Origin of the sequence: Geitlerinema sp. CS-897, assembly GCF_028368005.1 — a bacterium.
GTDB lineage: Bacteria > Cyanobacteriota > Cyanobacteriia > Cyanobacteriales > Geitlerinemataceae > Baaleninema > Baaleninema simplex.
This window is the reverse complement of record NZ_JAQNCQ010000013.1, coordinates 1-11,700: the sequence shown is the minus strand read 5'-3', so window position 1 is coordinate 11,700 and position 11,700 is coordinate 1. Positions and strand designations below refer to the sequence as shown.

At 52.7% G+C, this 11,700-nt stretch carries 14 protein-coding genes, 1 tRNA gene and 1 pseudogene; 11 read left to right on the top strand and 5 right to left on the bottom strand.

What is annotated here, in order from left to right:
- Nucleotides 1–45: 45 nt before the first annotated feature.
- A complete protein-coding gene (locus POG22_RS00420; RefSeq protein ID WP_150128431.1) occupies nucleotides 46–849 on the bottom strand; it encodes a glycoside hydrolase family 24 protein in 804 nt (267 codons plus the stop codon).
- 246 nt (nucleotides 850–1,095) lie between these two features.
- Here POG22_RS00420 and POG22_RS00415 point away from each other — a divergent pair, with 246 nt between their 5' ends.
- Nucleotides 1,096–1,488, top strand: a complete 393-nt coding sequence (locus POG22_RS00415; protein WP_498902997.1) for a DUF4278 domain-containing protein — start codon at nucleotides 1,096–1,098, stop codon at nucleotides 1,486–1,488.
- A 99-nt stretch (nucleotides 1,489–1,587) separates the two neighbouring features.
- On the opposite strand, the gene dnaN is transcribed toward POG22_RS00415, so the two are convergent.
- Nucleotides 1,588–2,739 (bottom strand): DNA polymerase III subunit beta, encoded by a 1,152-nt coding sequence (gene dnaN / locus POG22_RS00410; RefSeq protein WP_498902995.1) that lies wholly within the window; start codon nucleotides 2,737–2,739, stop codon nucleotides 1,588–1,590.
- A 365-nt stretch (nucleotides 2,740–3,104) separates the two neighbouring features.
- On the opposite strand from dnaN, the gene POG22_RS00405 reads away from it, so the two are divergent.
- On the top strand, nucleotides 3,105–3,686 hold the full coding sequence (locus tag POG22_RS00405) for a hypothetical protein (protein WP_498902993.1): 582 nt from the start codon (nucleotides 3,105–3,107) through the stop codon (nucleotides 3,684–3,686).
- Nucleotides 3,687–3,964: 278 nt separating this feature from the next.
- Here the strand turns inward: POG22_RS00405 and POG22_RS00400 are convergent, their stop codons facing one another.
- Together POG22_RS00400 and POG22_RS00395 are read right to left on the bottom strand one after the other, a co-directional pair.
- Nucleotides 3,965–4,720, bottom strand: a complete 756-nt coding sequence (locus POG22_RS00400; RefSeq protein ID WP_063716681.1) for a phycobilisome rod-core linker polypeptide — start codon at nucleotides 4,718–4,720, stop codon at nucleotides 3,965–3,967.
- A gap of 175 nt (nucleotides 4,721–4,895) precedes the next feature.
- A complete protein-coding gene (locus POG22_RS00395; protein WP_063716682.1) occupies nucleotides 4,896–5,525 on the bottom strand; it encodes a phycobiliprotein lyase in 630 nt (209 codons plus the stop codon).
- A 172-nt stretch (nucleotides 5,526–5,697) separates the two neighbouring features.
- On the opposite strand from POG22_RS00395, the gene POG22_RS00390 reads away from it, so the two are divergent.
- The 9 genes from POG22_RS00390 to rplL all read left to right on the top strand — a co-directional run bounded on the left by POG22_RS00390 (nucleotide 5,698) and on the right by rplL (nucleotide 11,212).
- Nucleotides 5,698–6,651, top strand: coding sequence for a class I SAM-dependent methyltransferase (locus POG22_RS00390; protein WP_498902990.1), 954 nt, complete (start codon nucleotides 5,698–5,700; stop codon nucleotides 6,649–6,651).
- A gap of 195 nt (nucleotides 6,652–6,846) precedes the next feature.
- On the top strand, nucleotides 6,847–7,257 hold the full coding sequence (gene rplS / locus POG22_RS00385; protein ID WP_063716684.1) for a 50S ribosomal protein L19: 411 nt from the start codon (nucleotides 6,847–6,849) through the stop codon (nucleotides 7,255–7,257).
- A gap of 69 nt (nucleotides 7,258–7,326) precedes the next feature.
- Nucleotides 7,327–7,399 (top strand) — tRNA-Trp (locus tag POG22_RS00380).
- A gap of 214 nt (nucleotides 7,400–7,613) precedes the next feature.
- Nucleotides 7,614–7,838, top strand: a complete 225-nt coding sequence (secE, locus tag POG22_RS00375) for a preprotein translocase subunit SecE (RefSeq protein ID WP_017661078.1) — start codon at nucleotides 7,614–7,616, stop codon at nucleotides 7,836–7,838.
- On the top strand, nucleotides 7,835–8,488 hold the full coding sequence (gene nusG / locus POG22_RS00370) for a transcription termination/antitermination protein NusG (RefSeq protein ID WP_017661077.1): 654 nt from the start codon (nucleotides 7,835–7,837) through the stop codon (nucleotides 8,486–8,488). The genes secE and nusG overlap by 4 nt, the downstream gene beginning before the upstream one ends.
- Before the next feature lie 3 nt (nucleotides 8,489–8,491).
- Nucleotides 8,492–8,917 carry a 50S ribosomal protein L11 gene (rplK, locus tag POG22_RS00365; RefSeq protein WP_017661076.1) on the top strand — a complete coding sequence of 142 codons (426 nt, stop codon included), beginning with the start codon at nucleotides 8,492–8,494 and terminating at the stop codon, nucleotides 8,915–8,917.
- A gap of 110 nt (nucleotides 8,918–9,027) precedes the next feature.
- Nucleotides 9,028–9,747, top strand: a complete 720-nt coding sequence (gene rplA / locus POG22_RS00360) for a 50S ribosomal protein L1 (protein ID WP_017661075.1) — start codon at nucleotides 9,028–9,030, stop codon at nucleotides 9,745–9,747.
- 430 nt (nucleotides 9,748–10,177) lie between these two features.
- Entirely contained in the window at nucleotides 10,178–10,738 is a 561-nt protein-coding gene (gene rplJ, locus POG22_RS00355; protein ID WP_017661074.1) for a 50S ribosomal protein L10, read from the top strand.
- A 66-nt stretch (nucleotides 10,739–10,804) separates the two neighbouring features.
- The gene (gene rplL, locus POG22_RS00350; RefSeq protein WP_498902987.1) at nucleotides 10,805–11,212 is read left to right on the top strand and encodes a 50S ribosomal protein L7/L12; all 408 of its coding nucleotides are present in this window, start codon (nucleotides 10,805–10,807) and stop codon (nucleotides 11,210–11,212) included.
- Between the two features lie 93 nt (nucleotides 11,213–11,305).
- On the opposite strand, the pseudogene POG22_RS00345 reads toward rplL, so the two are convergent.
- Nucleotides 11,306–11,560: pseudogene (locus POG22_RS00345) on the bottom strand (AhpC/TSA family protein); the annotation flags it as partial.
- Nucleotides 11,561–11,700 lie beyond the last annotated feature (140 nt).

The window sequence follows — 11,700 nt, the reverse complement described above, 5'->3', positions numbered from 1 at the left end:
TCTCCCTCTCTCCCTCTCTCCCTCTCTCCCCCTCTCCCTTGCTCCTCAACTCCCGTTTCGGTAATGCTTCAACCGTCGTTGGTAAACCTGTTTTAACTCCTCCAACGAGACCTCGGGCTGTCCGTGACCCGAACCGGGCAAACTCGCCCACTCCGTTTTTATCGCCCGCATTGCGCCGTAGAAATCACCGTTTTCTATCTTTTCTAACCCTCCGCGACGGCGGATGAGTTCGACGGCCGCTAGGTCTTGAGAAATGGGAGAAAAGTCACTTAGTCCCGTGGCTTCAACCACCGAATCGTACGTAGAACTGAGCATTTGGTAGCGTCCGGCTGCGTCGGAACACAGATGTTGTCCGTAATATTTCGCACAACGTACTCGCCGAGGATGGTCGTTAAAGTTAGAAAATTCGTCGAACGTAAAAATAGTTTGGTAGCCTAGGGCGTCGTGAGTCCCTTCTGCAAAGGCGATCGTGTCGAGGAGAGCGCGCAGTTCGGGTGATAAATCTCGAGAGGCAGTTTCGACGAAGGCATTCGATCGCGATCGCGTTTTGCGATCGAGTTTCATCAGATGCACGACGTAATTGACTTCTCGCGACATCAACCCCACGACTCCGTCGAATTCGCGCAGGAGCAACCACCGCAACCCCGGAAACAGGATCGTTGCGATCGGTACTGCGACGAGCGTAACGAGTAACGTTCGCTCGAGCAAGAGTCGGACGACCTGTTTTTGTCGTCGCCGTCGCTGTCGTAAATAATACAATCGGGATTTGGGCGCGATCGCGCCGAGTTTTTCTCGATGGGGGAGAGTTCGAGACGTTCTTTCAGAATCGGGGCGGGGTGCGAGCCTCATTCACACTTTCGCTGTATTGTGTCACCAAACGCTAAAACTCTAGTGTACACGCTGGATAGAAGAATCGCGATCGCCGGTCGGAATTGCAAAGATTTATATCGACTTATGTTGACATACCTAACTCAAAAATGTAAAAATAGATACAGAATAAACTCTGTTAATAGCATAAAAGTCCAGATTTCAGCAACGAAGTCTCGACCGCTAAGCAAACATCTTTGTTGTCTCGGACTCAGGAACTCGAAAAATATGAAACTCTGTTATCGCGGTGTCCGCTACGACTCCAACCCCCCAACGCTAGAAATGACCGAAAGCGAAATTCTAGCCACTTATCGCGGACAATCCTATCACGTGACCTATCCGCGCCATATGACAGTTCTGCAACCAGTTGCAGAGTTTAAATATCGCGGCGTCCCCTACCGGACGACGGAAACCGGGCGTATCGAAACCGCCGACGGCCGCCCAGTCGCCGCAACGCCGACGACCGCAACGGAAATTAGCCTGAGCGAAGTTGCCCGCATTCACCGGGACAACCTGTGCCAACGACTGTCCGAACGCATCGCCGCAGCCAAAGCACAGGGCAACCAACAACTGCTCGAAATTCTCGAGCAAGAAAGCGAACAGCTCGTGTGTTCCCGTTAACCAAACTGCGTTAACGCAGCCGCCAACGCACGACACCACTCGAAAAACTTGGGATACAAAAACAGGGACGCGCGAACGCGTCCCTTTTTGATGCCGACATCAATCGCGAATTTGCACCGGCATCACTAAATGCGTCATCTTCGTTCCACCCAGCGGCGTTAAAATCACCGGAGAAACGGGGGTGTTGAGTTGCATCTGAATCTCCGTCGATTGAAGGTTTCGCAGCGACTCCATCACGTACTTCACGTTAAACGCAATTTCGATACTGTCGCCGGATACCTGCACGGTCAGCTTTTCGTTGGCACTTCCCACATCGGCGGCGTCCACGCTCAACGTCAACTGTTGCGCCTCGGCATCAAAGCTAAACTTCACGATATTATTTTTGCGATCGGCAATCACGGCGATACGCTCTAACGCCCCTAACAGTTGGCGTCGTTCCACGTTGACCTGGTTCTCGAACTGACGGGGAATTAACTGACGGTACGCCGGATACGATCCTTCTAACGTCCGACTCGTCAACCGTCGGTCTTCAATCTCGAATACCGCTTGACCCTCATCGAAATGTAACGCGATAAGGTCAGTTCCGGTGCGTTTGCCGATAATCCGCTCTAATTCCCGCAACGCCTGGGCTGGAACCGTCACCTCAAAGGCTTCTTCTTCGACTTCCGGGTTGGGTGTATCTTCGTCTTCTAAATTCACTGCTTCGACTACAGCGAGACGGTGGCCGTCCGTGGCGGCGAATTCTAACCCGTCCGCCTTCATCATGAGGTGAACCCCCGTTAGGACTTGCTTGGTTTCGTCGGAACTGGTGGCGAAGAGGGTTCCCCGCAAGCCTTCGATGAGGGCTTCGGTACTGAGTCGCACGACTTTGCCATTTTCGATCGCAGGAAGTTCGGGAAATTCTTCCGAACTCATCCCCTGAACTTGGTAATGTCCTGAAGCAGATGTGAGGGTCGTTTGCGTCGTATCGGATTCGTTTTCCAGGGTGATTTCACCGTCAGGAAGACGCGATACGATATCGTTGAGGAGTTTTGCCGGAAGTGCGATTTCGCCCCCTTCTTCGATTTGGGCGGGTAGACTGACGCGAATGCCCAAGCTTAAATCGAAGGCAGTCAGTTGTAGGCGTTGGTTGTCCGCGTCCGCCGTCAGGCGCACGTTGGCTAAAACCGGGTGAGTGGGACGAGAGGGGACGGCGTGGGTGGCCAGAGACAAATGGGCGTTAAAATCCCCTTGGGTGCAAACCAGTTTCATGAGAGCGTTTCGGATAGGATAGCGATCGAGGATAGAACAGTTGTTGTCCGACCAACTTCTGCGAGAAAACGTCTTAAAAAAACACAATCGCCCTCCCCTCGCGGTGAAGAGAGAACGCATTCTAGAAAACGCAGCGAACTGCGATCGCGCCTTGGTGAAGTTTGGACGAACGACTCGTCAACCTTTCGAGCATAAAACCTCGATCGCCTTGGCGTCAACTTCGATCGCCTCCTCAAAACAGAGGGTTTTTATCGCTTTCTCGGGGAGCATGGGGCGTTTTTCTATCTCAGGACGGAAGACAAGGAGCGATCGCCCCTGCAACGATCGATATAGAGAAAACGAACGGTATTATAGATCGCGCTGCCATGTCCGCTCCCCTCATCACACAAGAAGTTCGTTGGTTTCTCGATGGAGAACTGCCCCAATCCGTCAAACGGTGGTTTTTCAAAGACTGTCCCGGCAACTGGCTCTCCTGTGGAGATTCCCGAACCGACGTTTACTTAATGGTTCCCGAAAGCGAAGCCATCAACATCAAACGACGCCACGGCGACAGTCTCGAGCTGAAGTGGCGAGAATCGGCGTTAGGGGTTTGGCCTGTCGGAGACGATGCCGGACGAGTCGAACGCTGGAGTAAATGGGTTGAAGAACCGATTATCTCGCCCCAATTTAGCGATCGCTGGTGGATAGATACACACAAAACCCGATGGCAGCGGCAATATCGCGACGTGCGCTACGAACTCACACAACTGCAAACCCCCTATCGCCTCAGTTGGAGCTTAGCTTACGAGTTAGACCTTCCCCACCCCAGCGCGCGATCGCACCTTATCGAAATTCTCAACGAGACTCTCACTTCCTATCCCGACGGCAACCTCTCCCCACCTCACTCCTACAGCTATACCCACTGGTTGCTTTTCAGTCACCAGTCACCAGTCACCAGTCACCAGTGATACGGAATCCAGTTTTGAAAAACCTGTTTTTCGGCCTCCGTCGTAAATTCCCTGTACGCCGGGACTTAAATCGATTTTGGGAGATCGCGTTAAAAGGGGCTATGGTGTGCGGATTCCGTATGAAGACAGCGAACAGGTAACAGTTTCTTCCTTGTCTCCTTGAAAAATTGGGGCGACCCCTTCCACGCCTCGATCGCCGAAGCGATCGGAACGCGGACGCACTCGCCCCAATTCTTTGGTTTAGTGAAATACAACCAAACTGGCCGCCCAACCCTCGCTTAGCGACGAGGTACGGCAGACAGATAGTTGAGAGTTTGCAGCGACACCCGAGGAACGGGGTTTTGCTGCGGTGCCATCGAACGCGCCATACCCAAGAACCGTTCGGGATTGCCCTCGACGGGTTGCTTTTCTTGAGGACGGAAGCGACGAATCGCGTTTTGCCAGACGATTTGAGGGAAGCCCAACAAATCGCGGTGGTACGCGCCGTAACGGGGCGTTTTCAAGTTGAACGGCGTTTCGCCCCGTTCCCGTTGCGGCAGGTTGCGCCGACGTTGGAACGGAACGATGGTGTCGCCGAAGTTTTCGAGGTATTCGTCGCTGCCGAGCAGTTTATCGACGAAGCCCTGAACGCCTTCGTTGACGATGACGATCGACCAGGCGATTTTCTCGCGTTCGCTGTACACGTCGCGTCCGAGAACGCGCTGCACGCACAACTCCGCGAAGCGATAGTTGCTGTTGGCGTCGAAGTTCCGACGACGGAACGGATCGGACAACAACAAGCCGCGAATAAACTGGCGCACCGTAATGCGACCGTCTTTGAGTTGAGACTCTAAAACCGATTGACGGTTGCTTTTGAGAATTTGGTGTTCGCTATAAATTTGGCGATAAGCAGCCCAGATCACTTCTTCCATGCCACCGCCCGAAGGCAGGTTTTCGGTATCGAAGATGTAGGGCTGCTCCTCACCGGGAACTTCATATCCGGCTACACGCACGTTTTGGCTTTTCGGCGTGTAATTGAGTAAGGGAAGTGCCACGTTAATATCTCCCTACGCTTAAACGATTTGCTATTCAACCATGGACTAGCCAACTTTTAGAGTAGGGGATCGGGTTTCTCCCAGTCTCATTTTTATGAATGCCAGCAACAATTTTTAACAAAAAACGTAAACTTTGTTTACATTTTTGCGATCGCTTTCTATTTCGTGTTAAAGCTTACCATCCCAAAACCGAATAAAACGGCTGACTGGCTTCAGAACTGGCATCGGGATTCGTATCTAAATTGTCCGTGTCGTCTTCGAGGCGGCTTTCGGTGCAGAACGTCGCGGTACTAAACCCACCAAACCGTTTTACCGTACTGGTTCGCATCCGCACGCCGGGACTGGGGAACCAAAACCGCTCGATCGAACTCATGGTTTCGTATTCCGTAATCAAAATCATGCCGCCGTCGTCGTCGAGTTCGTAGCGTCCGGCGACGGGAACCACTTCAGCATAGCCCCGTTCGCGCAACATTTTCCCTTGGCGGGGATCGTTGGAGTCGGGAACGATCGCGAATACCGTCGATCCGGCGTGGTTTTCGTCGTTCTCGCGATCCCACTGCATCGAACCGTTCCAGCGCACGAACGCCCCACCAGAAGCATCGGCGGGATCGATATCGTGCATTTGGCAGATTTCTACAACGCGGGGATCGTCGGCGGTGAGGGTTTCGACGTAAATCTCCGATCCGCCTAACTCGGCGCGACGGAAGGGGAGGTGGTGGGTGGTTCGCTGAGAATGCCAAGTTCCCGCACTCTGCTCGAAGAACGCCATCGCATCGAGAGGCTTGGCTGGGGTCGCTTGATTCATTTTTAGTTCAATTCGATCGACGTTTCTAAGGTTTCGTATATCCTTGCAATTTTAGACGATCGCGGGTTCGCGGCCAGTTGCCTGTCTGTCGAACTGCTCTCTAACACCGTATCTTCGAGATATTGAGAAGAAATCCGATAAAATCGCTCTAGCGATATAAAACAACCATACGATGACAAGCCAAACCTTGAACAAACCCGCATGGGCTGGAGACGACTGGCTCTCTCGCCTAGTCAACCAACTGATTCAAACGCCGTTTCTGTATCGTGCCATGAAACAGCAGGCGCGGCGGGTTATGATTCGCACGGCCGAACGTAACGGTATCCCCTGGCGCGATCGCGTAGCCGCGTTAGACACCTCCGACGTGAAAGCATTAGCCGATCGCCTGACGAATCCCAACGTTACCTATCCCGACTATTACAACGTTCCGTTTCACGCCTACGACGAGGGAAACCTCTGTTGGTTGGCAGCCTTTGAAGCCGAACCCGCCACTTACGCGATGGCGTTGCGCGTGACGCCAAAAGAGAACCTGTCCCCTGACGTAGCTTACGATCGCCTGCGGACGAGTTTCTACGACATTGTAGACAAACACCTTTGCTATCCCGTTCGCGACGTATTAGACGTGGGATGTTCGATTGGAATGTCCACGCGATCGCTGCATCGTTACCTGCGATCGCGTCAAAGCGAACCCGCGAACATCATCGGTTTGGACTTATCGCCGCAAATGCTAGCGGTGGCGCAACATCTCGATAGCGACAACGAGATCGATCGCTGGGTTCACGGATTAGCCGAAGCCACCGAATTTCCCGACAACAGTTTCGATCTCGTAACACTGCAATTTATTTTGCACGAACTCCCCAACGCTGCCACAGAAGCCATTTTCAAAGAAGCGCGTCGCATCCTGCGTCCCGGCGGAATTATCGCGATCGCGGACAACAACCCAAAATCCAAAGTGATTCAGAACCTACCTCCGGCGTTATTCGTCTTAATGAAGAGTACCGAACCCTGGAGCGACGAATACTACACCTTCGACGTCGAAGCCACCCTACAAAAGCTAGGCTTCGAGCATCTCGAAACCGCCCCCAGCGATCCCCGACACCGAGCGATCGTCGCCAGAGCGCGATGAAGACAGTCACCAGTCACCAGTCACCAGTCACCAGTCACCAGTGAGGGGATGAGGGGATGAGGAGAACTCCCCACTCTTCCCTCTTCCCTCTTCCCTGAAGAAGCTCCCCCTCTCCCTTGCTTCCCCGTTCCCCAAAAATTGACTTGACGGGGAAGTCCGATCTACGATAGAAGGCTGCAACGTATCGAGGCAGCTATGAAGGGTCAAGAACTCATCCGATCGATCGAATCGGAATATATTAAGTCCGATATCCCAACCATTTACGTCGGCGATACCGTCCGGGTCGGCGTAGTCATCCAAGAAGGTGGAAAAGAGCGGGTTCAGCCTTACGAGGGAACCATCATCGCCATGAAAAACGGCGGTATCAACCAAAGCATTACCGTCCGCCGAATTTTCCAAGGCGTGGGTGTCGAGCGGGTGTTCCTGCCGCACTCCCCGAGAATCAGCTACATCGAAGTACTCCGTCGCGGTAAAGTCCGCCGTGCCAAACTCTACTACCTGCGCGATCGCGTCGGTAAAGCAACCCGACTCAAACAGCGTTTCGATCGCCCCATCGAAAAAGCTCTCAAAACCAAAACCAAAACCAAAAAGAAATCTAAAAAATAACTTGCTCGAGTACGGTAGCCGTGTGGTACACTCTTTAAGAAGGGGTTCGACGTCTGAACGAGACGGGATGCGCTCTTAGTTCAGTTGGTAGAACGCGGGTCTCCAAAACCCGATGTCGGGGGTTCGAGTCCTCCAGGGCGCGTTGAACCACCTAATTTCTTTGAGAGACGCTCTACCCGAAAGCTACTCAGTTGCCGATCGAACGGTCGGAAAAACAAGATAGCTTTCGGGTGAGTTTGTCTGATAGGCGGATCGAGGCCACAGACAAAACGGTCTTGCCAACCATCGGGCAACACAATCGATTCGTCGGCACTCGAATCGATCGAGACGCAATCCGTCAACAGAGGTGAATCGTCGTGGCGAAGAAAAACGGAGCCAACGCCCAAGAGACGAGCAAAGGGTTCGATCCCCTAAAGTTTCTCCAAGAAACCAAAGAAGAACTCGCTAAGGTCGTTTGGCCGTCGAGACAACAAGTCATCAGCGAGTCAGCCGCCGTGTTGCTGATGGTAACGCTGCTGGCGACGGCCATTTATTTGGTCGATAACTTGTTCGGTTGGGCTGCAAAGCAAATATTCGGATGACTTTTTCATCGAACGAACCATACGAACCCGACGAACGTTGGGACGACACCGATTCAGAGGACGTAGAAGAGGCTCCACGGAAACCGGCGCGAGCGCGTTGGTATGCCGTGCAGGTGGCATCTGGCTGCGAAAAGCGGGTCAAAGCCAACATCGAACAGCGCAAGGAAACCCTTGACGTTGCCGATCGCATTTTGCAGATCGCGATTCCCCAAACGCCGGCCGTCAAAATCCGCAAAGACGGCTCTCGTCAAAACATCGAGGAAAAAGTCTTTCCCGGCTACGTGCTGATTCAGATGATCCTCGACGACGACGTCTGGCAGGTTGTCAAAAATACCCCCAATGTGATTAACTTTGTCGGGGCAGAGCAACGGCGCCGCTACGGACGCGGCCGCGGTCACGTCAAACCGATGCCACTGAGTCCATCTGAAGTCGAACGCATCTTCAAGCAAACCGGAGAGCAAGAACCGGTCGTCAAAGTCGATATGGAGACGGGCGACAAGATCGTCGTACTCTCGGGGCCGTTCAAAGACTTTGAAGGCGAAGTCATTGAAGTGAGTCCCGAACGGAGCAAGCTTAAAGCACTGCTATCGATTTTCGGACGGGACACGCCTGTCGAACTAGAGTTCAATCAAGTCGAAAAACAGAGTTAACGAATGCCTAAAAAAGTAGTCGCGCTTATCAAACTCGCGATTCCGGCGGGTAAAGCGAACCCCGCACCGCCCATCGGTCCGGCTTTGGGTCAGCACGGCGTGAACATCATGCAGTTTTGCAAAGAGTACAACGCCAAAACTGCCGACCAAACCGGAACCATCGTCCCCGTCGAAATCTCGGTTTACGAAGATCGGAGTTTCACCTTCGTTCTCAAAACGCCCCCCGCTTCAGTTTTGATTAAGAAAGCGGCCGGTATCGAGAAAGGTTCGGGAGAACCCAACCGCACCAAAGTCGGTTCGATTTCGCGGGCGCAGTTGAAAGAAATTGCCGAGACGAAAATGCCCGACCTCAATGCCAACGACATCGAGGCGGCCATGAACATCATCGAAGGAACCGCCCGCAACATGGGCGTAAAAGTTGAAGACTAATCTCGCGTCTTCACAATTGCCTGAGAGATCTCGTACGACACTTCAATTGTTTGTCGAACTATTGAATGGGGGAGAGGTCAAATACTTCGTTAGCGACCCCACACAAGCGAATGCCAAAGAAAATTTCTCGTCGATTACAAGAACTTCAACAGAAAGTTGAAGATCGTCCCTACGAACCGACCGAAGCCCTCCAACTCCTCAAAGAGACGGCGACGGCGAAGTTTCCCGAATCGGCCGAAGCCCACATTCGGCTCGGGATCGATCCGAAATACACCGACCAACAACTGCGGACTACTGTAGCGCTACCCAAGGGAACCGGACAGGAAGTGCGAGTTGCTGTCATCGCCCGAGGCGAGAAGGTACAAGAAGCCTCCGATGCCGGTGCTGACGTCGTCGGTTCCGAAGAATTGATTCAAGAAATCCAGCAAGGTCGCCTCGACTTCGACTTAGTTATCGCTACGCCGGACATGATGCCCCAGGTGGCGAAACTCGGTCGCTTGCTGGGTCCCAAAGGAATGATGCCCTCGCCCAAAGGGGGAACCGTCACGTTCGATCTCGAACAGGCCATTTCTGAGTTCAAAGCTGGTAAACTGGAATTCCGGGCCGATCGCACTGGAATCGTTCACGTGATGTTTGGGAAAGCCGACTTCTCCGTGGAAGATTTACTGACGAACTTGAAAGCCCTGCAAGAATGTATCGATCGCAACCGTCCTTCGGGGGCGAAAGGTCGTTACTGGCGCACGGTTTACGTTTCTTCGACCATGGGACCGTCGATCGAAGTGGACGTGACCGCTCTGCGAGACCTGAAACTGGCCGAAGCGGCTGCGTAAAAAGACAGAATTCCCTAGCACAAAACATTCAGTTTGTCAATGAAACAGACCTAAAACTGAATACCCCCTCACGCCAAAGACAGTAGGCTGCTGGAAAGCGTAACGTCCTGCCGAGGTGAGAAGCATTCCGATTTTGGAAGATCGAAAAAACGCGATCGCCCCCAAAATCACGCTTTCCCCCGGCAGTCCGTCGGGGGAATTTTTTGCAGGGAAGAGTGAAGAGGGCAGAGTGTTTCAGAACTCAGACCCTGTTCGCTCGAGGGGGGAGGGGGGGAGAAGACAGTGAAGAGTGAAGAGGGCAGAGTGAAGAGTGTTTCGGCACTCGTGACCTGTTCGCTCGAGGGATGGGAGAGCGGAGTTCTGGAGTATATAGAACTGGTTCGAGCGTGTCTCCCAAGGTATAGCCCAGCCGTAAAGGAGGTGAATCCGTTTGGGCAGAACATTAGAAAACAAAAAAGAAATCGTTGCCGAACTTAAGGAACAACTGAAAGACACTCAGTTAGCCGTCGTCATCGATTATCAAGGGCTGTCAGTCGCCGAAATTACTGACTTGCGGGGACGCCTGCGCGAAGCCAACGCAACCTGTAAGGTGACGAAAAACACCCTGATGCGAATTGCCATTGAGGGTGACGAAACCTGGGAACCGATGACCGCCTTTTTGAAAGGATCTTCGGCATTCCTATTCGTTCAAGACGATCTCGGTAGCGCGATTAAAGCCTACCAAGCCTTCCAAAAAGACACCAAAAAAACCGAGCTTCGCGGTGGTGTCATGGAAGGGCAAAAACTGGAAGCAGACCAGGTTAAAGCCTTGACCGAACTGCCGACGAAGGAAGAACTGATCGCCCGCATTGCCGGTGCCATCAATTCGATTCCGACGAAACTGGCAGTCGGCCTCAACGCCGTTCCGACAAAACTGGCTGTGGGTATCAAAGAAGTGCCGTCTTCTTTGGTTCGCGCCGTCAAAGCGGTATCCGAAAAAGAAGAGCAATAAGCTCGATCGTATGCCGATTTTTTCTCAACTCTGGATTTTTTGTCAACACACAAGGAGTTCTCTACAATGTCCGAAAAAACCGAACAAATCTTAGAACAGCTCAAAACTCTGTCTCTGCTGGAAGCTTCCGAATTAGTCAAACAAATCGAAGAAGCCTTCGGCGTGGACGCTTCCGCTTCCGCTGGCGGCGGCATGATGATGATGGCTCCCGGTATGATGGCGGGTGGCGGTGCTGCTGCGGCTGAAGAAGTCGAAGAAAAGACCGAATTCGACGTGGTCTTGGAAGAAGTCCCCAGCGACAAGAAAATTGCGGTTCTCAAAGTGGTTCGCAGCTTGACCGGCTTGGGTCTCAAAGAAGCCAAAGAAATGGTCGAAAGCGCTCCCAAAGCCATCAAAGAAGCTGTGGCAAAAGACGCTGCCGAAGATGCCAAGAAACAACTCGAAGACGCTGGCGCGAAAGTGTCCGTCAAGTAGGGTTGGGTCGAGGGGATTTCAGTTTACGATTGAAATCCCTCTATCTCGTCAATGCGATCGCCTTAAGTTTCGGACTCGAGGCGATCGCTTTTTTTATGGATTTTTTGCGGTTTCTGGCTGTGTCGCGGGTTTCTCTGCGTCGCGATATTCCGACAAAAACGAAAGGGGATTGCTGGGGTTTTCGGCAAATCCCAAAATGGCGCGATCGCGATGTTCGTAGTGTAGAGTTCCGTGGCGATCGAACAGAAAAGTTGCCCCCCGTTGAGTCAAATACGCTGGATTGGGAACGTAGGCGTTCCAATGGTGCAGTACTTCCACCATATTTCGCAGTCGCAACGTGGCCAACTCCTGAGAGGGTGACAAGGTAGACGGAAGCCAGACGGGACAATTGTTTGAGAGAATAGAGGAGTCCCAAAAAAGAGGGTGGCGTTTGCGGCCACCCCAACAAAAAAATGCTACCGACATTCTACCAAGATTTTCTGCGTATC